The 26,233-nt window shown below is 28.6% G+C and carries 48 protein-coding genes; 46 read left to right on the plus strand and 2 right to left on the minus strand.

Annotated elements, in window-relative coordinates; all coding sequences use genetic code 11:
• Positions 1-39 precede the first annotated feature (39 nt).
• The 8 genes from bsdE14_RS22055 to bsdE14_RS22090 all read left to right on the plus strand — a co-directional run bounded on the left by bsdE14_RS22055 (position 40) and on the right by bsdE14_RS22090 (position 5,775).
• Positions 40-963, plus strand: a complete 924-nt coding sequence (locus tag bsdE14_RS22055) for a ParM/StbA family protein (RefSeq protein WP_264852334.1) — start codon at positions 40-42, stop codon at positions 961-963.
• Between the two features lie 4 nt (positions 964-967).
• Complete coding sequence (locus bsdE14_RS22060; protein WP_264852335.1) at positions 968-1,252, plus strand: hypothetical protein; 285 nt, start codon at positions 968-970, stop codon at positions 1,250-1,252.
• 71 nt (positions 1,253-1,323) lie between these two features.
• Complete coding sequence (locus tag bsdE14_RS22065; RefSeq protein ID WP_264852336.1) at positions 1,324-1,488, plus strand: hypothetical protein; 165 nt, start codon at positions 1,324-1,326, stop codon at positions 1,486-1,488.
• Entirely contained in the window at positions 1,485-2,813 is a 1,329-nt protein-coding gene (locus bsdE14_RS22070; protein ID WP_264852337.1) for an FtsK/SpoIIIE domain-containing protein, read from the plus strand. The genes bsdE14_RS22065 and bsdE14_RS22070 overlap by 4 nt, the downstream gene beginning before the upstream one ends.
• Positions 2,794-3,384 (plus strand): replication-relaxation family protein, encoded by a 591-nt coding sequence (locus tag bsdE14_RS22075; protein WP_264852338.1) that lies wholly within the window; start codon positions 2,794-2,796, stop codon positions 3,382-3,384. The genes bsdE14_RS22070 and bsdE14_RS22075 overlap by 20 nt, the downstream gene beginning before the upstream one ends.
• Before the next feature lie 233 nt (positions 3,385-3,617).
• Complete coding sequence (locus bsdE14_RS22080; RefSeq protein WP_264852339.1) at positions 3,618-4,160, plus strand: Vir family protein; 543 nt, start codon at positions 3,618-3,620, stop codon at positions 4,158-4,160.
• Between the two features lie 197 nt (positions 4,161-4,357).
• On the plus strand, positions 4,358-4,522 hold the full coding sequence (locus tag bsdE14_RS22085; protein ID WP_264852340.1) for a helix-turn-helix domain-containing protein: 165 nt from the start codon (positions 4,358-4,360) through the stop codon (positions 4,520-4,522).
• 113 nt (positions 4,523-4,635) lie between these two features.
• Complete coding sequence (locus bsdE14_RS22090; protein ID WP_264852342.1) at positions 4,636-5,775, plus strand: DnaA N-terminal domain-containing protein; 1,140 nt, start codon at positions 4,636-4,638, stop codon at positions 5,773-5,775.
• Here bsdE14_RS22090 and bsdE14_RS22095 read toward each other — a convergent pair.
• A complete protein-coding gene (locus tag bsdE14_RS22095; protein WP_264852343.1) occupies positions 5,772-6,098 on the minus strand; it encodes a helix-turn-helix domain-containing protein in 327 nt (108 codons plus the stop codon). The two genes, bsdE14_RS22090 and bsdE14_RS22095, sit on opposite strands and share 4 nt — an antisense overlap.
• 263 nt (positions 6,099-6,361) lie before the next feature.
• Here bsdE14_RS22095 and bsdE14_RS22100 point away from each other — a divergent pair, with 263 nt between their 5' ends.
• The 3 genes from bsdE14_RS22100 (at position 6,362) to bsdE14_RS22110 (ending at position 8,372) form a co-directional block, all read left to right on the plus strand.
• A complete protein-coding gene (locus bsdE14_RS22100) occupies positions 6,362-7,711 on the plus strand; it encodes a helix-turn-helix domain-containing protein (protein ID WP_264852344.1) in 1,350 nt (449 codons plus the stop codon).
• A gap of 62 nt (positions 7,712-7,773) precedes the next feature.
• Positions 7,774-7,923: a hypothetical protein gene (locus tag bsdE14_RS22105; RefSeq protein ID WP_264852345.1), complete on the plus strand. Its 150-nt coding sequence runs from the start codon at positions 7,774-7,776 to the stop codon at positions 7,921-7,923.
• A gap of 314 nt (positions 7,924-8,237) precedes the next feature.
• Positions 8,238-8,372, plus strand: coding sequence for a hypothetical protein (locus bsdE14_RS22110; protein WP_264852346.1), 135 nt, complete (start codon positions 8,238-8,240; stop codon positions 8,370-8,372).
• 2 nt (positions 8,373-8,374) lie between these two features.
• Here the strand turns inward: bsdE14_RS22110 and bsdE14_RS22115 are convergent, their stop codons facing one another.
• Positions 8,375-8,761 (minus strand): helix-turn-helix domain-containing protein, encoded by a 387-nt coding sequence (locus bsdE14_RS22115; RefSeq protein WP_264852347.1) that lies wholly within the window; start codon positions 8,759-8,761, stop codon positions 8,375-8,377.
• Positions 8,762-8,948: 187 nt separating this feature from the next.
• On the opposite strand from bsdE14_RS22115, the gene bsdE14_RS22120 reads away from it, so the two are divergent.
• From bsdE14_RS22120 to bsdE14_RS22290, 35 genes are all read left to right on the plus strand, one after another.
• A complete protein-coding gene (locus bsdE14_RS22120) occupies positions 8,949-9,158 on the plus strand; it encodes a helix-turn-helix domain-containing protein (RefSeq protein ID WP_264852349.1) in 210 nt (69 codons plus the stop codon).
• Complete coding sequence (locus tag bsdE14_RS22125) at positions 9,148-9,513, plus strand: hypothetical protein (RefSeq protein ID WP_264852350.1); 366 nt, start codon at positions 9,148-9,150, stop codon at positions 9,511-9,513. Before bsdE14_RS22120 ends, bsdE14_RS22125 begins: the two co-directional genes overlap by 11 nt.
• Positions 9,514-10,365, plus strand: coding sequence for a conserved phage C-terminal domain-containing protein (locus bsdE14_RS22130; RefSeq protein ID WP_264852351.1), 852 nt, complete (start codon positions 9,514-9,516; stop codon positions 10,363-10,365). It begins immediately after the preceding gene.
• Positions 10,358-10,549, plus strand: a complete 192-nt coding sequence (locus bsdE14_RS22135) for a hypothetical protein (protein ID WP_264852352.1) — start codon at positions 10,358-10,360, stop codon at positions 10,547-10,549. The genes bsdE14_RS22130 and bsdE14_RS22135 overlap by 8 nt, the downstream gene beginning before the upstream one ends.
• An 18-nt stretch (positions 10,550-10,567) precedes the next feature.
• The gene (locus bsdE14_RS22140; RefSeq protein ID WP_264852353.1) at positions 10,568-10,804 is read left to right on the plus strand and encodes a hypothetical protein; all 237 of its coding nucleotides are present in this window, start codon (positions 10,568-10,570) and stop codon (positions 10,802-10,804) included.
• Positions 10,805-10,830: 26 nt separating this feature from the next.
• Positions 10,831-11,085, plus strand: coding sequence for a DUF3850 domain-containing protein (locus bsdE14_RS22145; RefSeq protein WP_264852394.1), 255 nt, complete (start codon positions 10,831-10,833; stop codon positions 11,083-11,085).
• 290 nt (positions 11,086-11,375) lie between these two features.
• Positions 11,376-11,996, plus strand: coding sequence for a hypothetical protein (locus bsdE14_RS22150; protein WP_264852354.1), 621 nt, complete (start codon positions 11,376-11,378; stop codon positions 11,994-11,996).
• A 158-nt stretch (positions 11,997-12,154) separates the two neighbouring features.
• Positions 12,155-12,568, plus strand: a complete 414-nt coding sequence (dut, locus tag bsdE14_RS22155) for a dUTP diphosphatase (protein ID WP_264852355.1) — start codon at positions 12,155-12,157, stop codon at positions 12,566-12,568.
• Positions 12,569-12,573: 5 nt separating this feature from the next.
• Positions 12,574-12,969, plus strand: coding sequence for a single-stranded DNA-binding protein (locus bsdE14_RS22160; protein ID WP_264852356.1), 396 nt, complete (start codon positions 12,574-12,576; stop codon positions 12,967-12,969).
• A gap of 11 nt (positions 12,970-12,980) precedes the next feature.
• Positions 12,981-13,154, plus strand: coding sequence for a hypothetical protein (locus tag bsdE14_RS22165; RefSeq protein ID WP_264852357.1), 174 nt, complete (start codon positions 12,981-12,983; stop codon positions 13,152-13,154).
• Positions 13,147-13,287 (plus strand): hypothetical protein, encoded by a 141-nt coding sequence (locus bsdE14_RS22170; protein WP_264852358.1) that lies wholly within the window; start codon positions 13,147-13,149, stop codon positions 13,285-13,287. Before bsdE14_RS22165 ends, bsdE14_RS22170 begins: the two co-directional genes overlap by 8 nt.
• A gap of 11 nt (positions 13,288-13,298) precedes the next feature.
• Positions 13,299-13,448 (plus strand): hypothetical protein, encoded by a 150-nt coding sequence (locus tag bsdE14_RS22175; protein ID WP_264852359.1) that lies wholly within the window; start codon positions 13,299-13,301, stop codon positions 13,446-13,448.
• The gene (locus bsdE14_RS22420; RefSeq protein WP_264852360.1) at positions 13,445-13,888 is read left to right on the plus strand and encodes a DUF722 domain-containing protein; all 444 of its coding nucleotides are present in this window, start codon (positions 13,445-13,447) and stop codon (positions 13,886-13,888) included. The genes bsdE14_RS22175 and bsdE14_RS22420 overlap by 4 nt, the downstream gene beginning before the upstream one ends.
• Positions 13,889-14,078: 190 nt before the next feature.
• Complete coding sequence (locus tag bsdE14_RS22185) at positions 14,079-14,654, plus strand: recombinase family protein (RefSeq protein WP_264852361.1); 576 nt, start codon at positions 14,079-14,081, stop codon at positions 14,652-14,654.
• Complete coding sequence (locus bsdE14_RS22190) at positions 14,647-15,003, plus strand: hypothetical protein (protein ID WP_264852363.1); 357 nt, start codon at positions 14,647-14,649, stop codon at positions 15,001-15,003. The genes bsdE14_RS22185 and bsdE14_RS22190 overlap by 8 nt, the downstream gene beginning before the upstream one ends.
• 69 nt (positions 15,004-15,072) lie before the next feature.
• Positions 15,073-15,273: a hypothetical protein gene (locus bsdE14_RS22195; protein WP_264852364.1), complete on the plus strand. Its 201-nt coding sequence runs from the start codon at positions 15,073-15,075 to the stop codon at positions 15,271-15,273.
• Between the two features lie 76 nt (positions 15,274-15,349).
• Entirely contained in the window at positions 15,350-15,904 is a 555-nt protein-coding gene (locus bsdE14_RS22200) for a phiTE_072 family protein (protein ID WP_264852365.1), read from the plus strand.
• A gap of 54 nt (positions 15,905-15,958) precedes the next feature.
• The gene (locus bsdE14_RS22205; RefSeq protein ID WP_264852366.1) at positions 15,959-16,252 is read left to right on the plus strand and encodes a hypothetical protein; all 294 of its coding nucleotides are present in this window, start codon (positions 15,959-15,961) and stop codon (positions 16,250-16,252) included.
• Between the two features lie 320 nt (positions 16,253-16,572).
• Positions 16,573-16,764, plus strand: a complete 192-nt coding sequence (locus bsdE14_RS22210) for a hypothetical protein (protein ID WP_264852367.1) — start codon at positions 16,573-16,575, stop codon at positions 16,762-16,764.
• Complete coding sequence (locus bsdE14_RS22215; protein WP_264852368.1) at positions 16,764-17,369, plus strand: tyrosine-type recombinase/integrase; 606 nt, start codon at positions 16,764-16,766, stop codon at positions 17,367-17,369. The genes bsdE14_RS22210 and bsdE14_RS22215 overlap by 1 nt, the downstream gene beginning before the upstream one ends.
• A 206-nt stretch (positions 17,370-17,575) precedes the next feature.
• Positions 17,576-17,758 carry a hypothetical protein gene (locus tag bsdE14_RS22220; protein ID WP_264852369.1) on the plus strand — a complete coding sequence of 61 codons (183 nt, stop codon included), beginning with the start codon at positions 17,576-17,578 and terminating at the stop codon, positions 17,756-17,758.
• A gap of 48 nt (positions 17,759-17,806) precedes the next feature.
• The gene (locus tag bsdE14_RS22225) at positions 17,807-17,980 is read left to right on the plus strand and encodes a hypothetical protein (protein ID WP_264852370.1); all 174 of its coding nucleotides are present in this window, start codon (positions 17,807-17,809) and stop codon (positions 17,978-17,980) included.
• A gap of 51 nt (positions 17,981-18,031) precedes the next feature.
• On the plus strand, positions 18,032-18,334 hold the full coding sequence (locus tag bsdE14_RS22230) for an HNH endonuclease (protein WP_264852371.1): 303 nt from the start codon (positions 18,032-18,034) through the stop codon (positions 18,332-18,334).
• 115 nt (positions 18,335-18,449) lie between these two features.
• Positions 18,450-18,830: a hypothetical protein gene (locus bsdE14_RS22235; RefSeq protein ID WP_264852372.1), complete on the plus strand. Its 381-nt coding sequence runs from the start codon at positions 18,450-18,452 to the stop codon at positions 18,828-18,830.
• The gene (locus bsdE14_RS22240; RefSeq protein WP_264852373.1) at positions 18,823-20,511 is read left to right on the plus strand and encodes a terminase large subunit; all 1,689 of its coding nucleotides are present in this window, start codon (positions 18,823-18,825) and stop codon (positions 20,509-20,511) included. The genes bsdE14_RS22235 and bsdE14_RS22240 overlap by 8 nt, the downstream gene beginning before the upstream one ends.
• A 19-nt stretch (positions 20,512-20,530) precedes the next feature.
• Complete coding sequence (locus bsdE14_RS22245; RefSeq protein WP_264852374.1) at positions 20,531-21,703, plus strand: phage portal protein; 1,173 nt, start codon at positions 20,531-20,533, stop codon at positions 21,701-21,703.
• Entirely contained in the window at positions 21,703-22,380 is a 678-nt protein-coding gene (locus tag bsdE14_RS22250; RefSeq protein ID WP_264852376.1) for a head maturation protease, ClpP-related, read from the plus strand. Before bsdE14_RS22245 ends, bsdE14_RS22250 begins: the two co-directional genes overlap by 1 nt.
• Positions 22,381-22,382: 2 nt before the next feature.
• Positions 22,383-23,606 (plus strand): phage major capsid protein, encoded by a 1,224-nt coding sequence (locus tag bsdE14_RS22255; protein ID WP_264852377.1) that lies wholly within the window; start codon positions 22,383-22,385, stop codon positions 23,604-23,606.
• 53 nt (positions 23,607-23,659) lie between these two features.
• Entirely contained in the window at positions 23,660-23,950 is a 291-nt protein-coding gene (locus bsdE14_RS22260; RefSeq protein WP_264852378.1) for a head-tail connector protein, read from the plus strand.
• The gene (locus tag bsdE14_RS22265) at positions 23,940-24,254 is read left to right on the plus strand and encodes a phage head closure protein (protein ID WP_264852379.1); all 315 of its coding nucleotides are present in this window, start codon (positions 23,940-23,942) and stop codon (positions 24,252-24,254) included. Before bsdE14_RS22260 ends, bsdE14_RS22265 begins: the two co-directional genes overlap by 11 nt.
• Positions 24,241-24,678: a hypothetical protein gene (locus bsdE14_RS22270; RefSeq protein WP_264852380.1), complete on the plus strand. Its 438-nt coding sequence runs from the start codon at positions 24,241-24,243 to the stop codon at positions 24,676-24,678. The genes bsdE14_RS22265 and bsdE14_RS22270 overlap by 14 nt, the downstream gene beginning before the upstream one ends.
• Positions 24,675-25,040: a hypothetical protein gene (locus bsdE14_RS22275; protein ID WP_264852381.1), complete on the plus strand. Its 366-nt coding sequence runs from the start codon at positions 24,675-24,677 to the stop codon at positions 25,038-25,040. The genes bsdE14_RS22270 and bsdE14_RS22275 overlap by 4 nt, the downstream gene beginning before the upstream one ends.
• A gap of 4 nt (positions 25,041-25,044) precedes the next feature.
• Positions 25,045-25,605, plus strand: coding sequence for a hypothetical protein (locus bsdE14_RS22280; RefSeq protein WP_264852382.1), 561 nt, complete (start codon positions 25,045-25,047; stop codon positions 25,603-25,605).
• A gap of 44 nt (positions 25,606-25,649) precedes the next feature.
• Complete coding sequence (locus bsdE14_RS22285) at positions 25,650-25,925, plus strand: hypothetical protein (protein ID WP_264852383.1); 276 nt, start codon at positions 25,650-25,652, stop codon at positions 25,923-25,925.
• Positions 25,926-25,975: 50 nt separating this feature from the next.
• Positions 25,976-26,203: a hypothetical protein gene (locus bsdE14_RS22290; RefSeq protein ID WP_264852384.1), complete on the plus strand. Its 228-nt coding sequence runs from the start codon at positions 25,976-25,978 to the stop codon at positions 26,201-26,203.
• Positions 26,204-26,233 lie beyond the last annotated feature (30 nt).

Below are 26,233 nucleotides of genomic sequence, written 5' to 3' on the forward strand. Positions count from 1 at the left end.
AGTTAATAACAACTTATTAATATTTTAGGGGGTATTCTTATGGAAAAACAATTTATTGGAGTTGACTTAGGCCGAGGCTATGTTAAAGGCTATACAGAATATAATGGCATAGCTAGTGATTGCTTATTTCAATCAATCGTAGGTGATGGAAGAGAGATAGACTATAGTAAATATTCTGAACCAATGCACTTAGCTATTGATACTGAAGAATTTTTCGTTGGTGAATTAGCTGAAAAGGAAAGCTTTAATCCTATAAACAATTATTCTGATGATAAAACAACTGATGTTGCTGAAAAACTTCTTTATGCTTTACTGAATAAATTAGCAGTTGCTGAAAATGTTCAATTATGTATTGGGGTTCCAAATAAAAGCTTTAATAAAACTACTGCTGAAAGTATTTCAAAAAAATATCAAGGTAAAACTATAACTATTGAAGATAAAATAAAAAATATTACTAAAAAAGTTAATATATCTAAAGTGGGTATTTTTAGAGAATCAGATGCAGCTCTTTTTCATGCAGTAAATACACATAAAGATAGAATTAAACTTCAAAGTATGAGAGTTGGTATGGTTACTGTAGGTTTTAGAACTTCAGAACTTTCATATTTTGATATTGGAATGAAATTTAATGATAAACTTAGTGATACTAAAGAGGTTGGAAATAGAACTGTACTAGATATAATTCAAAAATCCTTATCAAACCAAGGAATAACTAAAACATTAAATGAAATTGACAATGATTCTAATTATAATGCATTAAAAGAAATTGGTTATAAAAATTTGTTAGAGAGAATTAATCAAGAAATTGAAATGACATGGATAAATTATAGAGATATGAAAATATTTATAGCTGGCGGCACATGTGAAAAGTTTAAAAATATACCTGAAAAGTTTGAAAAGGTTGATATGCCACAATTAATAACAGCTAAAGGACTTTTCTTTATTGCTCAAAACTTAAAGTAGAATTATGAAAAAAGTAAAATCATATAGTTTATCAGAAGATGCAATTAAAGAAGTAATAAGAATTAAAGAACTAAAAGGTTATAAAAGCGAAAGTGATGCTTTAGAATCTATAATTCTTAACAAAGTATCTGATGATGAAAGAATAAAGAAAATAGTTCTTGAAATATTAAAGGAAAATCAATTAGCTGTTACAAATCAATCAAACACAACGCCAGTGGAAGAAACCATAAAAGATGAAGTAGAGCAAAATTTACTTAATTCTATGAATGATATATTTAAACGTATGTAATTTACTAAAGCTTACAATAAGATAATTGTAAGCTTTTTTGTCTCAATTTTTAATATAAAAGGGGTGTTTTTATGTTTTCATTGGATAAATTAGTATTAAAATTCATAATCAAAAAATGTACAGAATTAGGTGGAATATTTTATTTAGGTCCTGTTGCAGGAGCTATAATTTATTTAATGTTTATAGCCTGGGGCGTTTCTATAGTTCTAGGTAAAAAGAAAGGAGTTAAAAAATGATAGTTGAGTTAGCAGCTGCTGCTGCAATCAAACTCACCTATGATTGGCTAAAAAAAGCACCTGAGAGAGTTATAAAAGAAAAATGGGATGAATCACTTCAAAACTGTAGAATCGAAGGCATTAGAAACATAAGCAACGAGACTTTCAAAATAACTAGTATTTATACTAAAGATTATGGTCATATATGCACCGTTAATATACCAGATGGACTCCAATATGAAACTTTAGAAAAAGCAAAGAGAGTCTTAGAAGATAATCTGAATTGCATCCTAGAAATAGATAAGGGAAGATTTAAAGAGTATATAACTGTTAAGTTAGTTAATAAAGTTTTAGAATTTGAGTATGCACCAGTAGAAACACGAAATAATGAGTTGTTTCTAGGTTATAAATTTGATGGTTCAGCTTATAAATTGGATCTAAATAAGGAAGCTCATATACTCTTGGCAGGCAAAACGGGAACAGGAAAAAGCTTCTTATTTGCTTCGATTTTAACTAATCTCATATATAACAATTCAAAAGATGTAGATGTATATTTATTTCAGGTAATGAAAGGAGAAATAGACATCTTCAAGAACTGCCCATCCGTTAGGTACACTTCAGATAACCTCAATGATATAGCAGTTATGCTTAAGAAACTAAGCGATTTAATTCATAAAAGGTCAAAACAATTTTCGAGTGTAGGAATTAAAAACATCTCTCAATGGAATAAACATTTTCCTAATAAAAAGATGAAAAGAATAATCATAGGAGCTGAGGAAATATCATTCTTTATGAGTGAAGAAAGTCAATGCTTTGAGCACTTCACTAGCATTGTTAAGGCAGGTAGAAGTGCTGGAATACATTTAATAACACTTACTCAGAGAACTACAATAGCAAATCTTCCTTCAGAACTAAAAGCTCAAATGACAGTAATCACAGCAAAACAGAGAAGTGAACTTGATAGCAGAAATGCTATAGATATAGCTGATGCTGCATATCTTGAAGCACAAGAGTTTATTGCTTCCAGTAATGATGGATATATAAAATTTAAAGCACCAACAATTGATGAAGATTTTAAACTACTTAACAAATATGTTCCAGAAATTATAATTCCAAATTATAAAAAATCTGATATAAAAGATAAACCTGTAATGCATGGTGGTTGGCATATTCCAAATGCTCAGGAATGGGCTCAGATTAAAGATACAATACCAGAGGTAACTTACATCAAGGAAGAAGTTTTAAAGCCAATAGGACAGCTAGAAGCACCCAGAAAGAATAAAGATAGAAAGAGTGGTGTTATTAAATTAAGCGAGGTGTATAAAGATGCTGAGCAAAACAGATAAACAAATTATGATTTATTTAGAGCAATATCACGCCATAACTATTAAGCAAGCTCAAAGACACTTTTATAAAAGCCAGTACGGTTATGACGTAGCAAAAAAGAGGTTAAAGCAGTTAGAGAATGTAGAACTAATAAAAAGCTATAAGAATCCAATTACAAGTGAAAAAGTATATTATACAGACAGAAAAGTTAGTGCTCATGATTTATATATTTTTGACTTTTATTCAATTCTAATAGAATATGGCTGCATCAATATTGAGTTTATAAAGAATCCTAAATATTTAAAAGGTGTTATAGTTCCAGATAGCTTTTTTAAGTTTGAATATGAAGGAAGTTTATATTTTATTCTTTTGGAAGTAGATCTCACTCATACTACTAGCATGGGGAAGTTTCAACTTTATGAAAAGTTGTATAGGGATGGAGAGTTAAAAGAAAAATGTTATGGTACTTTTCCGATAATAGTGGTTATGAGTTTTGAAGCTTGTCTCAAATATGAGAGCGAGAATTTCGAGGTTGTCTACTTGCCATTTGAGCTAACTAATTTTGAAAGTAAGGTACTAGGGAGTGCTTAGCATTCTCTAGTTAATACATATATATTTATTTTTTATTACTTATTGTTTATTTCTCATTACTAATCGACTTTTTAAATTCTAGAGATTTTAATGCTTTTATATATGTAATAATTCCCATAGCAAAATTAGTAGGGAATGGAAAAGGGAATAGTTTTGTGAATAGAAATAGTCCTTGAAATGGTCATTATTTTTTATTTATATACATCAAAACACAAGCTATTGTCCAGGAACACATGATAAAAAATAATGAAACTATATCAAGAAAGGATGATGTACAAATGGAAAGTTTTTTAACAAAACTAACACTATACGTTGTATCAGGAGCTGCAGCTTTAGTCTCATTTAAAATTCTAAGCTTTTATTTGCTGCACCAATTAGCTAAAGAAAAAGCCTACGATAACTTTAAAAAGAAAGAATATGAAGCACTGCAGCAAAAGAAACTTAAGCAACGCATAGAGCTGGAAGACATTCTATTAAGAAAGGAGTTGGAACCATATTATATAACAGCAAAGGACCTATTCCATGATGCTATTCAAGCCGGAAACTTGAATCATGAACAGATCCTTTACATTAAGAAAATCATTAATGAATCTTTAGACAGTTACATTAATGACTATAAATATACTCACTATAAAAATGATGCACATGAAATTTATAGCAAGCTTAAGTCTTCACATATTAGTGTAGACAATTACAAAAAAATTATACAGTTAATAAAAACTTTTGAAGCACAATGCTGTGATGAATATATTACTGTTGTGCCAATAAAAAAATAATAATTTAGGAAGCTTTGGCTTCCTTTTTGTTTGCTTGCATGCGAACATATTTTCGTATATAATAAAGCTAGATTGAAATTAAAGGAAGGTTTTATAAAAAATGTGTCGAAATATAAATTAATGTTTTTATTAATATTTTTCTATTTAATATTGCTTAATGTTTCATTATGTTTTATTATGTATATGAGGTGATTTAAATGAAAGATTTATTAAGTGCAGAAGATATATGCAAAGTATTTAACATATCAAGAACGACTTTATATAGATATAGAAAGGATGGCATGCCTTATATTCAAATTAAGAGAAAAATTATGTTTGATGCTGATGAAGTAAAAAAATGGCTAAAACAATTTGAAAAATAAAAGCAGTTCGACTGTTTGGCGACCGTCCGAACTGCATCATGGAGATTTATGATATAATCATCATTTTTATTATTATACCATGTCTCCATAGTAATATACAAGGAGATGAAATTATGTCAATAGATAAATATGCTTACTTATTAGATAAAGACAATTATATGGTTGAGAATAAAATATTTATAGATCTTATGTGGTACATAGCTAGAAATAAAGATAATGGACCTAATAAACCAAAAGGTATGGTTACAAAAGATAAAAACAATAAAATAATATTAAGTGTAAAATCACACGCTATTAGAAATGCTGGTATTATGTTTCAACAATTATTTTATTGGCATTTCAATGCAATAAAACAAAATAAAGCTACTAAATATAAATATAATGATAATGGTATATTAAGAAATGTTGTAAAAAAAGATTATGAAGATTGGTGGGATGAACTTAGGTTAACCGACAATGAAGTAACTACTGCTAATAAATTTTTAATTGATGCAGATCTTATTGAAATTCATAAAATGAGAATTAAAGCTAAGGATAAAGAAGTATTTAAGCCTAGTAATTGTTATTTATTAAAAGAATCTAAAGTAGAAGAATATTTAGAGTCTATAGTTGATATCAGTAAAGCTATCTATAAAGAAAAAGTTGATGATGTAAGAACAAATACAATTAAAAGAGTTAAAGCTTCTAAAATAAAAAAATCCACAGCTTTATCCACAAATATATCCGTTACACCTGTAAAGGGTGAAACATTGAAAAATAAGGATTGTAATAATGATATTAATAACTTATCAACATTATCAACAGGTAAAGTTAAAATAAAATACTCCGTTACCCCTTTTAAAGGGGTAACTAAAGTTACACTTGTAAAAGGGGTAACTAAAGATACCCTTTTAAAGAGGGTAACTAAAGATACACCTTTTAAAGGGGTAACTAATAAATCAGATACTACTTATTCAGATACTACTTATTCAGATACTACTTATTCAGATAAAAAAGAAATCCCATCTATTCGGGATTCGTGGGATGAAGTTTCAAAAATATTAAAATTGAAGTTACCAGAAATTCAATATAAAACTTGGATTAAAGAAAGTATTAAAAATGTTGAAGTAGATGAGTTATATGCAAAATTAGAAGTATATAATGATTTTACTAAAGAAATTTTAGAAACAAGGTATAGAGATGATATATCAGAAGCTTTCAAATTAGTTCTTGGACTAAATATTAAACCAAAATTTATAGTTATTAATAATTAATGTTTATCTATTAATAAATCTATTAATAATTTAATACTGCATTTTGCTTCAGTTGGAAGGCCTTTAAATTTTAATATTAATTCGTATTCATCATTAGAAAGTTTTATATCATCTATGTCAAGAAGCCAATAAGGTGAAATTTTAAAAGTAGTACATACAACTGCTATAAATTCAACCGAAGGAGAATTTTCACCACTTTCGTAACGGGATAATTGACCTCTATTTATATCTATATTTAATTTTTCAACAAATTCTTCTTGACTAAGTTTATTTGATTTTCGTATATAATTAATTTTTAGACCTATTAACTTTTTAAATTCCATAGTTACACCTCAGATTTATACTTTTGTTATATTAACATTTAGAAATAAAATTAACATCTGATGTGTAAAACATCACTACCTATAAAAAAATGTGCAATACTACACATTAGAATAAAATAAAAACTCTGCAGGTGAAGACTAGCAATCACACACCTACAGAGCAAGAAACTGGACACTAAAGTATCCATAAGATATATTAACATTTTTTGTTATTTATATCAATACAAAAGATATTTTAGTATCCCTTATAAAGGAGGGAAAACATGAAAGTATTTGAAGATGAGATACTTTCACCTGGAGAAAAAATAAGAAAATTAAGAATACTTCTAGGAGCAACTCAAGCTGATATTGCAGGTGAAGATGTAACCAGAAATTTAATAAGTGAATTAGAAAGACATAAAAATAAATTATCCTTGAAAACTGCAAAAGCCATTGCAACAAATATTAATAATTATGTAATTAAAAACAATATTGATTTTGAACGTGTATCTGATGAAGATTTACTCGAAGATAGTAAGGTTCAAGTTAATAAGGTAATAAAAAAATTAATTAAAAAATTGGATAATATTAAGTTAACACAAAAGTATAATGAATTTGTTAATTTGAAAGATGAAATTGATGACCTGATTTGTAAATATGAAACTCTCATTGATCCTGAATTTAAATGTAATATTTATAAATTATATAGTGATATTTACTTTCAATTTCATGAGTTGGAAAAAAGCGAAATTTATGCTTTAAAATGTTATGATGAAGCTTTAATATCAAATAATAATTTGATATTAGTTGATGTACTTATGACAAGGATAAAAATTCTTTGGAGAACTAATAGAGAACGTGAAATTGTTATATTAGCCAAATATGCTCTTTATATTTACGAGATAAATAAATTAAAAGATGCTCTAATAATAAAAAAAATATATTATAATATGGCTTTAGCATATAAAACAATAAAAGAACAACAAACATGTATTTATTGGTTAGAAAAATTAGAACAAAATTTTATGCTAGAAAATAAAGAATACTGTGATATTAAAATATTAAAGGCTAATTGCTACTTAGAATTATTAGAATATAATAAAGCTGAAAAGCTATATTTAGAAACATTAGAATTAGCTAAAAAAGTGAATAATATAACTGCTATAACTAAAATATATAAAAATTTAGCCTTTTCATATTATAAACTCAACGATTATTCTAAAGCAATTGAATATGCTAATATTGCTTTAGACATAAAAAATAATGATGAAGAAGAAAATATATTAACATTCTATTATGCAATATCAATATATAGGAAGACTGAAAGTACTGATTTAGTAATAAAAAATTATGAAAAGGCAATATTGAGAGCAAGAAACTATAAAAATGATTATATTTTACTAAAACTTATAAAAAGAGTTTCAAATTATTTTATAGATTACAATGTAACTTCTGAGATAGATAATATACTGAAATTAGCCGATAAATATTTAATTAATCGTAAAATTGTAGATATAGAGCTTATTTGTATATTTTATAAAGCAACAACCTTATATGCAACTTATGATTTAAAAAAATATAATTATTATAAGGAAAAGGCCTTTGCTTTAGAAAATATTTTAAAAAATAAATAATCGAAATTCTTGAAATATATTGTAAAATAGAAATGTAAATATATTTCAAGGGAGGATTTTTTATGAAAAAGAAAATAGTAGCAGTAGTTATAGCTCTTGCTGTATGTTTAGGCGTAGGTTCTAAATTAATTAATAATGTAAAACCTAATAATCATAAAACTGTAGCAGCTGAATATGTTCCAAATTCAACTGATGATCCAGCACCATGGTAAAAGTATCTACATAAATTTTTAACTAATTTTTATAAAAGTAAGTGGACTTGAAAAGGTTTGCTTACTTTTATATTTTGAAAAAAATGGAATAAAGTAAATAAATATATGTACTTAATATCTTTATTTTTTTACTTTTATAAAGATAAAAGTATTTTCATGAGATATTTATAGAATATACTTTAAAAGAATTTTTGAAGTAAAAATTTGCAAGTAGGTTAGACAATATTCTCTTACTTTTTCGACTTGATTTTTTCTTGTTTTAAAATTTTATTATTAATATAATTTATATATAAGATAAACAAGGAGGAAATAAGGTGGGTATTGAAGATAAATTTAGAGATGAGATAAAAGAGATATTTAAGGGTAAAATTCTAACACTAAATAATATTAATGAGATAAACAACATTATAAAAAATGAATTAGCAAAAGAAAAAAGACCTGTAGCTTAATACTATAGGTCTTCTTTTTTATTAACTAAATTATTAGCATATCTTTGCAATGATTTTTTTAATCTGATTTTAGTATCTTCGCTTATATCTGACTTTAGAATATCTTCGTATTCTAAATCATCTAATATTTTATCAAGTATCTTATCTTGTAGCTCTGCTGGAAGCGTAATACTATCATTTTCTATGCTTTCTTCAAAGAAATAACCAACACTTACATTATAAAGTTTAGCCAGTTCAACAAGATGTTCATATTTAGGTTCACTTTCATTTCTTTCCCACTTACCTATTGAATTTTTACTACTAAATCCAAAGTATTTAGCTATATCTTCTTGGGATTTCCCATTTTTTTCTCTTAACTCACGTAATTTAGATCCAATTTTATAATTCATTAATATCTTCCTTCCTAGACTATTATTCCCTATAACAATTTTACTCTATAGACCACTTTTTGTGTAGGCGAACAGATACGAACAAATAAAATATTTTTTTAAAAAAGGCAATTAATACTTGAAAAACCACTTTTAGTGGTCTATAATTAAAATATAGTAATTTAAAAGTGGTCGAGGAGTTGATTTAGTGACTAATGAAAAACTAAAAAAGGCACGAGAAAAAGCTGGATTTACCCAAAAAAGCTTTGCTGAAGAAATCAACATAAAGTTAAGAACTTATAAATCATATGAAAGGGGAGAACGTTATCCTAGAAAAACTAATTTATCAATAATATGCAAAAAATTAAATCTTGATGCCAGTGTTTTTTATCCTGTGGAGAATGCTGATGAGAGGTGATGTTACTAGAAGAATTGTTGAATACATGAATTCAGAATCTCAAAAAGTATTTAATAAATATCATATTTGTGTAATAAGAGAATGTTTAACAATTGAATATCAAGATAGAAAAAACAAAGGTTTAATTATAAATAGCAAAAGTAAAAAAGGAAAGCAAGAGATATATACAAGAGTTTCAAATATAGCAAAAGAAGCTTATAAACAAAATTTAGATCCTGAAGATATTTACTTATTTAAAAAGTGTAGGTTACTGGAATATGAAGATAGAACAGGTAAATGTCCATGGGGATATGAAATTGCTAGAAAATACTTAGGATATGATAAGGAAACTGGTAAAGAGCTAAGGGGTGATTAAATGAAATTTACCATATATGGATTTAGTCAAAAAAAACTTGTTGAAATGGGAATGAATAATGACGATGCTCTAATATTAAGATATTTTATTGATTTTAAAGATAGTGGAGCAATGATAAAGGAATACATGGATGATGATATGTACTATTGGGTAAATTATGAATCATTAAAAAACGAACTTCCAGTATTAAATATCAGCAAAGATAGAATATATAGAAGACTAAAATATTTAGTAAGCATTAATGTATTAAAACATAAAACTAAAAAAAATGGTGGTACCTTTTCTTTTTATGCAGTAGGTGATAACTATAAAACTTTAATAATTGATACGTCAGAAATAACTGATGGTACGGTAAAAACACCGGAGGGGTACGGTAAAAATACCGAAGAGGGTACGGTAAAAATACCGGAGGGGTACGGTAAAAATACCGGAACAAAATATTCATCTATTAAAGATACATCTATTAATAATTCATCTATAAAAGATATATATGTATCTGTTATTGATTATCTTAATCAAAAATGTTGTACAAGTTATAAGAGTGAAACTAAAAAAACTAGACAATTAATTAAGGCTAGAGTAAATGAAGGATTTAATCTTGAACATTTTAAGACTGTAATTGATAAAAAGTATAAAGACTGGAAAGGTACAGACTTTGAAGCTTATTTACGACCAGAAACTTTATTTGGTAACAAATTTGAAAGCTATTTAAATCAAAAGATAAAAAAGACATCTTATAATTCAAATGGGAAACCAAGTACTTTTAACGATTTTGACCAAAGAGAGTATGATTTTGATAGTTTAGAGAGAAAGTTGTTAGGATGGGATAAGGATGCAGTAGAAAATGAGTAATGAATTTGAAGAATTAATTAAAAATTTTGATGATTTAAATGTTGGACATAGAAAAGTCAAAGTAATAACAGGAAAAGATAATGAAGAAGTTACTAGAAGAGCAGCTGAATTTGAAAAATTACATAATGTTGTAGACTCCAAGCAATACACAGAAAACGTAAAGTTCCTATTTTATATGGAATGAAAATTGGAGGTTTTTATTATGAAAGTTATGTTTGTTAGAACTAACGATGCAAAGCCAATACCTCAGTTCACTATGAATCAAAAGGTGGCTATAGAAATACCGAAGGACCATGGAAATAATAGAGAAGTTAAAGTCTTTAGAGGGAAGGTTATTGCAATTACAAAGCAGCTTGTAGTAATTCAAAAGAAAAGTGGAATTAGAGAAAGTTTTTCTTATAAAGATTTTTTTACTGGACATGCAAGATTAATCCAATAGTAAGGTGGGAACATTTATTGAAGGGAATGAATAGCATCATAGGTATTTTACATGACGTTCATTACCTTAGAATTGAAACAGAGATTTTTAAAGATATTAAGAAAGGAGACAAGCAGCTCAAAGCAAAAATAAATGATAATTATAAAGTCGGTGATACATTAATTTTAGAAGAGCTTAATCTCAAAGGAATATACTCTGGAGATTGGACACCAAAAGAAATAACGGATATTGATTTAAAAGAAGATAATGTAAGCTTAAGTTTAAAAGATATTGTAATTTAAATAAATCTAGTGAAATTGAGGTGATGTAATGGCCGAATGTTATTGTACTTTCCATCAGAGATATTTAACTAGAAAAGAAATTAAAGTGAAAAGATGTAGATGTAAAAAGAACACCAGGCAAATATGCAGATATTTTATAAATACAGCTAAGCAAAGGTACAGAAATGATACAAATTTTATAAGGCTGAGATAGTCGTAATGTGAAAATAAGACGACTTAAATAAAAATTAAAATCGGAGTAATTCTAGATAAAAAGTACGGCCGTACCTCCAGACGTGGAGGATGGGGAAATGAAAATATTAGTAGCCTGTGAAGAAAGCCAGGCAGTATCAATAGAACTTAGAAAATTAGGTCATGAAGCTTACTCATGCGACATTATAGAATGTAGCGGTGGACACCCTGAATGGCATTTAAAGCAAGACGTAACACCTTTACTAAAAGAAAAATGGGATATGATTATTGCTTTTCCACCATGCACATATTTAACAGTTACAGGAAATAGATGGTTTAATGTTGAAAAATACGGAGAAAAAGCAATACAAAGAGCTAAGGACAGAGAAGAAGCAATAAACTTTTTCATACAGTTTGCAAATGCAGATTGTGAAAGAATCGTAATAGAAAATCCTGTTGGAATAATGTCTAGCGTATGGAGGAAACCAAATCAAATAATTAACCCTTACCAGTTCGGAGATCCTTTTGAAAAGAAAACATGTTTATGGCTTAAGGGATTACCTGAATTAATACCCACAAACATTGTAGAAATTCCGCCTAGAACAAAATTTGCTAGTGGTAAGTCAATGCCAACATGGTACGCAGATGCGTTTAGATTGCCAAAAGAAGATAGAGCAAAACTTAGAAGTAAAACTTTTCCAGGCATTGCTAAAGCTATGGCTGAACAATGGACTAAGTAAGACGCCTTACAAAGATTTTGCGTAACTAAAATAAGTTTATTTGCTCACAGAACAAAAATAAAAATTAAAATTTTAGGAGGTGCGTCCCCCGCGCATTCACTATATATAGTACAGTTCTGTGAGCTTTTTTTAAATTTTATTATGATGGAGGATATTAAATGAAAGTTAAATTAATAGATAAAAATTGTATATTAACTAAAGGACATATAACAGATGCAGGATGGGATTTAAAAACTAGAGAAAGCAAGGTATTAGAACCATTAGAAGTATATACTCTTCCAGTAGGTGTATGTGTACAACTTCCTAAAGGATTTAGTGGTGATGTTAGACCTAGAAGCGGTTTAAATTCAAAAGGAATTGTAGTTTTATATGGTACCGCTGATTTTGGATATACTGGTGAAATAAAAGTAACTCTTATAAATCTAAGTGGTAAGCCTTATCAAATAAATCAGTATGATAGAATTGCTCAACTAGTAATAAATAAAATTGATAATGATGCAAACTTAGAAATCGTAGAAGAATTAAGTTGCAGCTCTAGAGGAGCAAATGGATTTGGAAGTACAGGGAGGTAGGAAATATGAATAAAGTTGTTTTAATTGGAAGACCTACTAAGCAACCAGAACTTAAATATACACCAGGTACTGGAACTCCAGTATGTACAATGACCTTAGCAGTAGAAAGACCATATTCAAAAGATGGACAAAAAGAAGCTGATTTTATCCCGGTTGTTATTTGGGGTAAACCAGCAGAAAATACTGCTAACTATGTTGGAAAGGGAAAGCTAGTTGCTGTTAGTGGTAGAATTCAAACTAGATCATATGATGCAAAAGATGGTAGTAAAAGATATGTTACAGAAGTAGTTGCTGAAGATGTGCAGTTTTTAGAATGGTCAACTAATAGTACAAATAACTCTATAGATAATAGTGTATATGATGAAATGACTCCAGTTGATGATGGTCAAATGCCATTTTAGGAGGTAGTTAAATGAAAAAGCATGAGTTTTTAAATAAAGTAGTGGAAGTTTATTTTTCAGGTAATTATACAGCAGAAGAAGCTATAGAAAAAGTTAAAAAAGATTCTAATATCTCAAATGAAGAATACATCAATTTATTTGGAAGGAGTAATTCAAATGAAGTATGCCCTTCATTGTATGAGTAACTACCAAAGCAAAAATATAAATAATAGGTCAAACTTTAATAAGAAAACAAAAGATAATTTTCCTAAGAAAGATGTTAAGCAAGGAACTTCTAAAAAGTGGGGCAGATATGAGCAGGTACCATTATTAGATTAGGAGTGAGTTAGATGAGTAAATTAGATATTATTTTATTCATTACTGCATGTGTTAGCTTAACTATGACATTTGTTTTATATAAAAAACAAAATCAAAAACCTCAGGACATTATTTACATAGATTCTACAGATAAAAAAAGTGATGGAGGGAAAAGTATTTGAAATTAAACCAAAAGCAGTTTGATGAATTAAATAATTTAGATAGTTGGCTATATAATTATAAAAGCATAAAAGCTGGAATAGAAAATTTAAAGCTAGAATGCGAAGAATCTAAAAATGTTTCTATCGGTTCAGCAGATCCTTCAAAAGAAACTGCAGTAACTAATAAATTTAGCAGCAATGTTGAAAATTCAATTATTAATACTGAGTCACTAAATAATAGAGCGAAATTCATGGAAAGTAAAATAAAGAAGATAGATAGAGCTTTAAGCTCATTAAGCAAAGATGAATATTTGATTGTAACTAATTATTATATCGAAGGAAAACATATATATGAATTCACTCATGAACTAGGAATATCTGAAAGCCACTGCAGGCGAATTAAAGATAGAGCAATTAATAAAATTAAAATAGCATTATATGGTGTGCAAGTTAAAAATTAATATAGGAGCCTTAATTGGTTCCAGTTTATTTATATAGGGTATAGTGTAGATAAAATTTTAATATTACACTATACCCTATTTGTTTAGAATTAGTTTTTAAATTTATAAATAAATATTTGAAAAACTCTTGAATATTAAATAAACAAAATGGTATAATATAGATATAGAAATTACGAAAGAGGTTTACAAAATGAATATTGCTTATGTAAGAGTTTCTACGGTAGAACAGAACGAAGCTAGACAAATGGAAGGCTTACAAAAATATGATATCGAGAAATGGTTCATTGAAAAAGTAAGCGCCAAAGATACTAACAGAGCAGAGTTAAAAAAAATGATTGAATTTGCAAGGGAGGGAGATACAGTATATGTATTAGACTTTTCGAGATTGGCAAGAAGCACGAAAGACCTACTTGATCTAGTAGATAGCATGAATAAAAAAGGTGTTAATTTAGTATCTGTGAAAGAAAATCTTGATACTTCCACACCACAAGGTAGGCTGATGTTAACAATGCTAGGAGCTATATATGAATTTGAAAGAGCAAATATTCTAGAAAGGCAAAGAGAAGGTATAGCATTAGCCAAAAAGGAAGGGAAATATAAAGGACGAAAGAAGATAAGTTTTCCAACAAATTGGACAGAAATTTATACTAAGTGGAAAAGTAGACAATTAACGGGCAATAAAGCTATGGAGTTGCTAGGATTAAAAAGAAATACTTTTTATAGTTTAATTAAAGAACATGAAAGGGGTATAAAAAATAATGAATAAGAAATTAACTGTATTTGCTTTAAAAGATAAAAATGAAGAATATCAGCTAGATTATGATTTCGATAAATTAAGTGCTTTTAATGAAAAATTTGGTTACGCTTTTATTTTAAGTTTTTCTTCAGAAATGATAAGTTTAGCCAACAGATTAAAGGATATTGAAAAAGTTATTGATGTTCTTGAAGATTGGAAGAATGAAGAATTTTTTAAGCTTAATGAGACAACTTATAGCACAAGTTGGTTTAATAGCAAGTATAAAAAAGAAAAAACTGAGCTCACTCTTCCACAAGCTAAAAAAATATATATGGAAAAGAAAGTAATGGTACCGTGCATGATCCTAAAGAATTTTTAACTGAGATAGAATTTTAAAATTTGATAGTTGGTGAATGTGAAAAAAATGCGAATTAGGAGGATATAGAAAATGTTTGAAAATACATTTGAATATAAATTTAAGATTGCTGAAGACTGGCAAAAGCAAAGATATTTAAGGCTTCTTGAAAGCTTCAAAGGTATTGAATTGTCTGATGAAGATAAAAGATATTTATTGTGGCTTTCTAGCTTTGATTCAGATACCGAAAGAGTATTTTTAAATTTATTTACTAAAATTAAGAAAAGTAAATAGTGAACAATTCAAGGATAGGCTCTATGAATATATTGTGGCGCTATGGTGCCAAAGAATAAATTAAGGAGGAGTCATTATGGAAGAGTATAAATTTAAAAAATCTACATGCGAGAGATATGATATAAGATTAAAAAATAGTTATGGTTGGGCGATAATTACTATTGATGAAAATGGAGGACTGTTTAACGCTCAATCTGATTATGGCAGTTATAGTTATAGCTGGCCTAATCATGGTAGAAAGAGCTTTAAGCATTTTATACTTGAATTAGTTAGAGATAAATCATATTTTTTAGGCAAGGTAGCAGATGATAAATATTATTATGACGAAGAAACAGAAAAAGCTTGGAAAGAGCAGATTATAGAGGATAGGCAGAATGGATATTTAAGTAAAGATGAAGCAAGGGAATTATGGGATGAAGTAGTTGAGTTTGACTATTATACATCAGGCGAAAGCATACAACATCAATGCTACGAAAATGATGTTGTATGTAAATATTATGGTGAACCTTGGGAAGCATTTGAAATTGTTAGAGGATTTTCGCCACAAGCAAATATGTTTGCAAATAGAATAATGCCTATTTTGGGTGAAATAATTAAAAAAGAAATAGCTGATTTAGAAAAGACAGCATAGCTTCACTAGTTTCGCTAAAGGCTCATTTACCGAATAATTTTATGGGAGGTTATTATGAATTTATACTCTGTACATTTATGGGATAAAGATTTAGGCATGGAAAGATATATAACTCTTCCAGCTGATAACGAAAGCGTAGCAGAACAAGAAGCACTAGATCATGACTTTTTAGCGTGTGCAGAAGCTGAAGAAATAACCATAATGAACGGATGTAAACTTATAGGTGAAAATAAAACATATAAATATTATGTTTCTGAAAAAGGTTATTTAGCTAGAGTATCAAAAAATACATTTACAGAGCTAGGTTATATAGAAGATAATATGAAGCTTTATAAAAAATTGTGCTAATAATTTAAAGATTAAGAGAGTATTCAAAAATACTCTCTTATTATTTTTAAAACTTTAGAATAATACCCTTCATATTTAGCGTATAAGCGTTTATTTTAAGTACGGTGGTACGTTTATACCTTTGAAAAAATGGAAGCTCATATACTAAAAATTACATGAGCGAATTATGAGCGTTTTTTGAGCGTTTTTTGGCACTCTATTTGATGATTTTTAATTTATAATAGTATCATACAATAATATTAATGATTCCCCATAATTACCCCTTTTTTAAGGCAGCCAATACGGCTGCTTTTTTATTTTAAAGAAAGTAGGTGTATAAAATGAGTGGTTTATCTAAAAGAGGACCAAAACATAAAAACAGAAAATATAAGTCCTGGAAAGACCAAAATAAAAAAGAATTGCCTACTGTTCAGGACTTAAAAGAAGATGATGAATTTAATGAATTCAAACGAATGATGGAAGATGCGCCTAGTTATAAAAGACATAATGGAGCATATAGGCAGGTGAAATAATGAAAAAGAAAAGGCCTGCAAAGCCAATTAAAGATAAAGATATTGTATTAGATATTCAAGATTATTTAAGATATAAAAATAAAAGAGATTATGTCTTGTTTGTATTAGGAATATCTACAGGTTATAGAGCTGGAGATTTAGTTAAGCTTAAAGTTAGAGATGTAAAGGATGCTCTTAAAGAAGGATATTTTATTATTCTTGAAGGGAAAAAAGTTAATACAAGAAATATAAGAAAAGAAAATATTAAACCTAGAGAAGTTCCAATTGTTGATAAGTTAAGAAAAATACTAAAAGAGTACATTAAAGATAAAAAGGATTGGGAATATTTATTTCAATCAAGAAAAGGAAATAACAGTCCTATAAAGGTAAGCAGAGTTAGTACAGTACTTAATGAAGCTGGAAAGGAATTTGGCTTAACAAATATAAGCGCTCATTCAATGAGAAAAACATATGCGTATAAAATATATAATGAAAGTGGACATGATATAGAAGCTGTTAGAGAAATGTTAGGACAGAGCAGCAGTAAGATTACCTGTAGATATTTAGGCTTAGATAGAGAACTATATGATAAATATAGTAATAAACTAAATGACCTAATCCGGTAATTTTATTTTTTTAGGCTTTGAATGTTTTATTTTAAGCAACATACTTATTCGAGTACAAAAAATTAAATGCATATATTAGTAGTACTTTTTAAAAATGAATGTGTGATTCTATATATAAATGATTCGTTCAAAACAAAAAACACGAACATTAAACAGAAGTTTTACGCATTTATGCATAAAAATTTTATATAAAAAGGTGGTATATTTTGAGTAGTGTTATAACTCATAATAAAGAAACGTTAAATGAAATATTAAATCGCTTAGATGATAACCAACATGAAATTGCATTATGTGATTTAACCACAGAAGAAATAATTTATTTGGATGATACTTTAAAAAAGATAATAAAAATGTATTATCAAAATATATATCAAACTTGTAAGATATAAGTGTAAGCTAAATAATAAAATGGTATAATAATCCTAGAGGTGGTTTTTATGGGATTATTTAACAAGATGTTAAGGCAAGCAAATAAAGCTAATAAAGTTATGAAAGACGTTGAAATGGTAGGTAACTTTGTTGCAGGAGATAAGAAGAAAGCTACAAGAAGAGCTAAGAATAAAATAAAAGGTAAGATAGCTAATAAAGTATTTAAAAGTTTAAAGTTTTAAGGAAGCTTATATATAGGCTTCCTTTTTATTTATTGTAAGTAGGTGATTATATTGGCTAAAGAATTTGCAGTTAAGTTCTATAAGAGTAAAGCATGGTTAGAGTGTAGAGACGGATTCATTCAATCAGTACATGGATTATGTAATAGATGTGGTAATCCAGGCTATATTGTTCATCATAAAGAACTATTAACACCTGATAATATTAATAATCCAAATGTAACTCTTAATTGGGATAAGCTTGAATACTTATGTCAATGCTGTCACAACAAAGAACATATGAGCAATAATGATAAAGCAATTAATAATGGTTTAAGATTTGATAGTAATGGACAAATAGTTAAAGATGAAAATTGATTACTCCCCCCATAAAAATGTTTTATTTTAAATCCTAAAGGACCGAGTGGGGACATTCAAAAAACACGCAGGTAGTTTTTGAGTGGGGGTGTAGTTATAAAGTGAGGTGGAAAAGGTGAACGATAAAAGCAGATACAATGAAATAGCGAAACAACAAGAAATTAAAAAAGAGATAACCAAACTTAATAGATTATTTAAAGATATGGATTCTAAAATTAAAAAGTCAGTAACATCATTAATTGAGAATGCAGCTTTTATGGCTGTAACATTAAGAGAACTTCAAGATTACTTAAATAAAAATGGTTTAACATGTGAATATCAAAATGGTGAAAACCAATTTGGAGTAAAGAAATCTCCAGAAGTAGAAATTTATAATACTATGATTAAAAACTTTGTATCAACCATGAAATCTCTTACAGATTTATTGCCAAAAGAAATAGCAGCTAAAATTAAAGATGATGGGTTTGACCAATTCGTAGGTGGTAGAGATGATTAAATATCCTAAAGACTATAATCCTATTCTTGAATACTGGCAACTAATAGAAAGTGGACAAGAAATAGTTAGTCAAAAGATTTATAAGACTTTTAAAAAAATAGTTTATGATTTAAATAATAATCAGAGTGAATATTATTATAGTCATACAAGGGCAAATCATTTTATTGAGTTTTGTGAAAATTATTGTAGACATTCAAAAGGTAAAATGGCTGGTAAACTTGTTAAACTTGAATTATGGGAAAAAGCAATAGGAGCTGCTATATTTGGATTTATTGATATTGAAGGTAATCGTAAATATAGAGAATCCATGATAATTGTTGGTAAAAAAAATGGTAAGTCTTTAATTGCTTCATGTATTGGTTTATATCTTCAAGTTGGTGATGGTGAAGGGGGACCTGAAATATATGCAGTAGCTACTAAAAGAGACCAAGCAAAAATCATATGGGGTGAAGCTAAAAGAATGGTAAAAAAATCACCAGCTTTACTTAAAAGAATAAAACCATTAGTTGCAGAGTTAAATAGTGAAAATTTTAATGATGGAGTATTTAAACCACTAGCTAGCGATAGTGATACGCTTGATGGTTTAAATGTTCATGGAGCTCTAATGGATGAAATTCATCAATGGAAAAATGGTAAAGCTTTATATGATATCATTGCTGATGGTATAACAGCAAGAGAACAGCCACTTATTTTTATTACATCTACTGCAGGAACAGTAAGAGAAGATATTTATGACATTAAATATGATGAGGCTGAAAGAGTTATAAATGGATATTTTGATGATAATGGCTATAAAGATGAACACTTTATAGCTTTTATTTATGAACTTGATAGTAGAAAAGAATGGACAGATCCTTTATGTTGGAAAAAAGCTAATCCAGGACTAGGAACAATTAAAAATGAAAAAACATTAGCTGATAAAGTTGCAAAGGCTCAAGCTAATCCTTTATTAGTAAAGAATTTACTTACTAAAGAATTTAACATCAGAGAAACTTCTAGCGAAGCATGGCTTACTTTTGAAGAATTAAATAATCCAGCTACTTATGATTTATCAATATTAAATCCTAAGTATGGAATTGGTGGAGCAGACTTATCAAGTACAACTGATTTAACGTGTAGTTCAGTTGTATTCATGGTACCAGGTGACAATACAATTTATGTAATGCAAATGTATTTCTTACCAGAGGTACTTTTGGAAATGCGTGTAAGAGAAGATAAAATTCCCTACGATATTTGGAGAGACTTAGGATGGCTTAGAACTGTTGAAGGAAATAAAGTTCATTATAAGCATGTAACTGAATGGTTTTTAGAAATTCAAAATGAGTATGGTATATATTTACCATGGACTGGCTATGATTCATGGTCAGCACAATATTGGGTTGAGGAAATGAAAACTTATTTTGGTGCTGAAAGTATGGAAGCAGTTATACAAGGTAAAAAAACTCTTTCTGGACCTATGAAAAACATGGGAGCAGATTTAGCAGCTAAAAAAATTAATTATAATAATAATCCAGTACTTAAATGGTGTCTTTCAAATACTGCTATAGAAACAGATAAAAATCTTAATATACAACCATGTAAAACGAATAATCAAAGAAGACGTATAGATGGAACCGCAAGTTTACTTGATGCCTATGTATGCTTAGAAAGGCACATAGAAGATTATCTTAATATGATTTAGCTAGAAGGGAGGTGAAAACTTGGGAATATTAAATAAGTTCTTCAATAAAAATCCAGCTACTACAAGAGTTGAATTAATAACTAGTAATGGCAATGGATTTTATAGTTGGAATGGTAGCTTATATAAATCTGACATTATAAGAGCATGTATAAGACCAAAAGCTAAGGCAGTTGGAAAACTAGTTGCTAAACATGTAAGAGAAACGATTAATACTGATAGTTCAACAAGTTTAAAAATTAATCCTGATGTATATATGAGATTTCTTTTAGAAGAACCAAATCCTTTTATGACTGGTCAAATGCTTCAGGAAAAAGTTACTACTCAATTGCAGCTTAATAATAATGCTTTTATTTATATTAACCGTGATGAAAATGGGTATGCAAATGAATTATACCCTATACCATGTGTTAGCGTTGAAGCTATTTATAATCAATCAGGAGAATTATTTTTAAAATGTACTTTAAGAAATGGAAAGATGGTTACATTTCCTTATGCAGATGTAATTCATTTGAGACAAGATTATAATGAAAATGATATTTTTGGTGAAAGTCCAAGAGAAACATTATTACCACTTATGGATATAGTTATTACAACTGACCAAGGTATTGTCAAAGCAATTAAAAACTCAATGATTATAAAATGGTTGATGAAATTTAAAAGTGTATTAAGACCAGAAGATAGAGATATGGAAGTTAGCAAGTTTGTAGATAACTTTCTTAGTATTGAAAAAGGTAAGGGTGTAGCAGCTACAGATCCAAAATATGATTTAGAGCAAGTAGAAGATAAGCCTTATGTTCCTAATGCCGCACAAATGGATAGGACTGTATTAAGGCTTTATTCATTTTTTGGTACAAATGAAAAAATAGTTCAATCAAAATATACAGAAGATGAATGGAATTCATATTACGAAGCTGAAATTGAACCTTTAGCACTTCAATTAAGCGGTGAATATACTAGAAAACTTTTTAATAGGAGGGAAAGAGGATTCGGAAATTCAATAATTTTTGAAGCTAGTAATCTTCAATATGCTAGTATGTCAACTAAATTGAATTTATTGCAAATGGTTGATAGAGGAGCTTTAACTCCTAATGAATGGAGAAAACTTCTTGGAGGATTAGCACCGCTTGAAGGTGGAGATAAACCAGTAAGAAGATTAGATACTGCTGTTGTGGGGGGAGGTGAAAATAAGTAATGGCAAAAATAAACATTAAGGGACCTATTATATCAAGTGCTCAGCAATGGATTTATGATTGGTTTGGAATCGAAGCTACTTCGCCAGCAAAAGTTAATAAAGTATTAGATTCGATAATTGAAAATGAAGATTTAGAAATAGAGATTAATTCTTGTGGAGGTGATATTTCTGCAGGAAGTGAAATTTATACTGCTATTAGAGCTTATGGCAAAGGAAATAAGAAAGCTAATATAGTTGGTAGTGCTTACTCAGCTGGTTCAGTTATAGCAATGGCTTGTGAGTGCTATATGTCACCTACAGCAATGATGATGATTCATCAAGTAAGCTGCAGTACACAAGGAAATAGTGATGATATGGATAAAATGTCACAAGTATTAAAAGTAGCAGACCAAACTATTGCAAATGCTTATATTGCTAAATGTGGTATGAGCATGAAAGATGCATTAAAGATGATGTCAGAAGAAACCTGGCTAACTGCTCAACAAGCATTAGATAGAGGGCTAATAGATGGCATCATGTTTGAAAATTCAAATAGAAATATGCAACTTAACAATTCTTTTGGTGGATTAATACCACAAGAAGTTATAGAAAAAATGCAAAATCAAAGATTAAATAACTTGAGTAAAGAAAAATTACAAAATAAATTATATTTTTTAAAATTGAAAGGTGGAATATAAAAATGAAATTTAAAAACAAACAAGATTATATGGAACAAAGAACAATGCTTATGAACAAAATTCAAGGAATGATGGATACAGCAACTTCAGAAGAAATACAAGCTAAAATGCAAGAAGTTGAAGCTATGGATAATGAATGGACAGAACAAGCAAAAGAAATAGCAAACAAAGCAGCTTTAGAGGATAAATTTAAAGCACTTAACCTAGAAAATAAAGGTGTAAATGTAATTGGGACTGTTTTAGATTCAACAAATTCATCAGCAAATGATGATATGTACGCTTCAATAGAATACAGAAAAGCATTTATGAACAATGTACTTAAAGGTATAGCAATTCCTAATCAATTTTTAAATGTAGATGCAAATACAACTACAAGTGAAGTTGGTTCAGTAATTCCTACCACAGTATTAGAAAAAATTGTTGAAAAACTAGAATCAACTGGAATGATCCTTCCTTTGGTAACTAAAACTTCTTATAAAGGTGGTGTATCAATTCCTACTTCATCAGTTAAACCAGTTGCTACTTGGACAACTGAAGGCTCTACTTCAGATAAACAGGAAAAGACTACAGGAGTTATTACTTTCAACTACTTTAAGTTAAGATGTGCTGTATCAGTATCATTTGAAACTAGTATTGTTACTTTAGGAGTTTTTGAAACAACTATAATTAATAATATAGCTGAAGCTATGACAAAAGCACTTGAACAAGCAATTATAAATGGTAATGGAACAACTCAACCTAAGGGAATTTTAACTGAAACTGTTGTATCTGGTCAGAATGTAGATCTTACAGAAGGAGCAGCACCAACGTATTCAGATTTAGTTGCAGCTGAAGCAGCGCTTCCACTAGCATATGAATCAGATGCAGTTTGGTTTATGACTAAAAAAACATTTATGACATTCGTTGGCATGGTTGACAGTAATAAACAGCCAATAGCACGAGTTAATTATGGTATAAATGGAAAACCTGAAAGAATATTATTAGGTAGAACAGTAGTTTTGAATGACTATATGTCAAACTATGCTACATCAGTTACTGCTGATACCATAATAGCATTTTTATTCAATCCTAAAGACTATGTTCTTAATACAAATTATAATATAACTATGAAAAAGTATGAGGACAATGATACAGATGACCAGATAACAAAGGCTATAATGCTTGTTGATGGAAAAGTTGTAGATAAAAATTCACTTGTTACTATGACAATTAAAAATGCAGCATAATAGCATAGGGTAGAGTTGTTCTACCCTTCTTTTTCTATGGAAGGAGTGATAATATGCTATTAGATGATGTAAAGTTAGCAATAAGAGTAAGTAATTCTGTTTATAATGATGAAATACAAGACTTAATTGACGAAGCTAAAGCAGATATGAAGTTAGTAGGTATTTTAGATACCAAAATTGTTGACACTGATCCATTAATAAAAAGAGCTATAACGACTTACTGCAAAGCTAACTTTGGATTAAATAATCCGGATAGTGAAAAGCTACAAGCAAGCTATGAAGCTATTAGAAACCATTTATCAATGAGTATTGAGTATAATGGTGGTGATGTAGTTGTTGTTTAAAGAAGTAATAAACTTAATTAGTTTAACAGATGGTGAGAATGTTATAGGAGATGCAATTAAGGTACCTAATAAAGGTCCTATCGTATTTGCTGATAAACAAAGCATTAGGCAGAGTGAATTTTATCAAGCTGCAGCGGTAGGTCTAAAGCCAGAATTCACTTTTATTATTAGAACTTGTGAATATAATCAAGAACCTATGCTTGAATATAATTCTAAGACTTATAATATTATAAGGACCTATGAAAAAGACAATGAATTAATAGAACTCATATGTCAAGGGGTGGTAAATAATGCCGCTACCTAAAAGCGTTGTTAAAATAAATAAAAAAGGAATAACTTATACTTCAAATGTAGATAGAGCAAGCTTCACCATAAATGAACTTAGTAGAGCAGCATTAAGAGATGTTGCAAGACTTATAAAATATAATATAAGACAAGAATTTAATAAATTAAGAGGTATGAGAAAGCAAACAGGAAGATTCAAAGGTGCATATCAACATTGGCTTAGGAAAAAAGAGGTAGATTTGCAGATAGGTATAAAAGCAAATACTTGGTATGGAGTTCAGCAAGAACTAGGAGATAGAAACCAACCTAAAAGAGATATACTTAGAAATTCAGTTTATAGTCACATTGATGATATTAGGGAGATTGAAGGAAAGTATTTAAGTGCAATAGAAGATGAAAATAAAGCTTTAGAATTAATAAATGAGGAGGAAGAAATTGAATGATAGAAGTTAGAACAGCATTAAGCACTTATTTAAAGTCACTTCATTCTAAAATATATTTTCAAGTAGCACCTGAAAATGCAACGTTTCCTTATATCGTTTATGATATTCCTAATTCATTTTCTGATGGTGAAGGTGGAGAAGTGATTACCTTAGATATTGATGGATGGGATATGAATAATACTGGCGATACCACTGTTATAGAAACTTTAATGCAAACTATAAATTCTTTAGATAAAAAAGTATTAACAACTGATAATATATCAGTTGTTTTTTATTTAGAGAATAAAATGGCATTAATTGATGATGATAAACGCATAAAGAGAAGGAAATATACTTATTCAGGAAGATTGATAAGGAGGTAATGAGATGAGTTTAACTCAAACACAAATAGAAAATGTTCAAATTGATTATGGCATTGTTTATACCAATTATGGCGAAACTGATGCAGCCAAACTTGGCCCTAGTAGAGGTGGCGGAGAATTCTCCGTTGATGTTAAAATAAGAGATATTGAATATGATGGTGCAAATGGTAAAACTAAAGGCATGCAAGCAGTTGAAGAATTAAATGCTAGTCTAAAAGTTACTATACTTGATACAAGTATAAAAACCTTAGCATTAGCTATGCCTTATGCTACACTTGCAGGTGATGGTAGCACCACACCATATTCACTTACTTGTAAGAGTACTGATCTAGGTGTTTTACAAGATACAAGTTATCTTAAGAACGCTACTATGTTTTGTAAGACTATAAAGGGTGATTACAGAAAAATAACATTGTATAATGCACTTCATGAGGGAAAATTTGATTTAAAAGCTAAGCCAAAAGGTGAAGGAGAAATAGAGTTAGAATTAAATGCACATTGGGATGCTCTGGATGATACTAAAGATTTATATAAAATTGAAACTATAGCTTCAATAACAGCTTAAGAGTGGATAGTAATATCCGCTCTTTTTTATTAAGGAGGTAAACTGTGAATATTAAACAAAGCATGAAATTAAGTGCGATTATAGATAAAATGGGGTTAAAAATTACTAATCCAAAAGCTTCTCAAGAAGAAGTTGGGGCTGAACTTATGGTTCAAATTGTTTCTAAAGCTTATAAAGCAGAAAAAGAAATATATAATTTTATTGCAGAAATTAAAAATATAACACCTAAAGAAGCTGAAAAAGTTGATTTGATTGAATTTATAAAAGAAATGAATGAGGTAAGTGACATAAAAAGTTTTTTTACATCTGCAGTGAAGTAAAACAACCAAGATTGTTAGAAATACTTCACAAAATATATGGATATAGTGTAATGGAAATGAATTTTTCTATTGAACTCTTTATGTATGCTTTAGATAAAAATCTTGATAATGAAGTTTTTGAAATGTGGAAACTACAATTTCCAAATATGACAAAAGAAAATTTTATAAGTTTTGATGAATATAAAGAAAAATTATTAGGGAAAAAACATACAGAAATTAGTTATGAAGATATAGAAAAAGAAATGAATAGAATAATAAAAGCTTATGAAGGGAGGTAATTACCATAGAAATATTTAGATTATTTGGTT

Origin of the sequence: Clostridium omnivorum, assembly GCF_026012015.1 — a bacterium.
In the GTDB taxonomy this organism is placed as follows: Bacteria; Bacillota; Clostridia; order Clostridiales; family Clostridiaceae; genus Clostridium_AX; species Clostridium_AX omnivorum.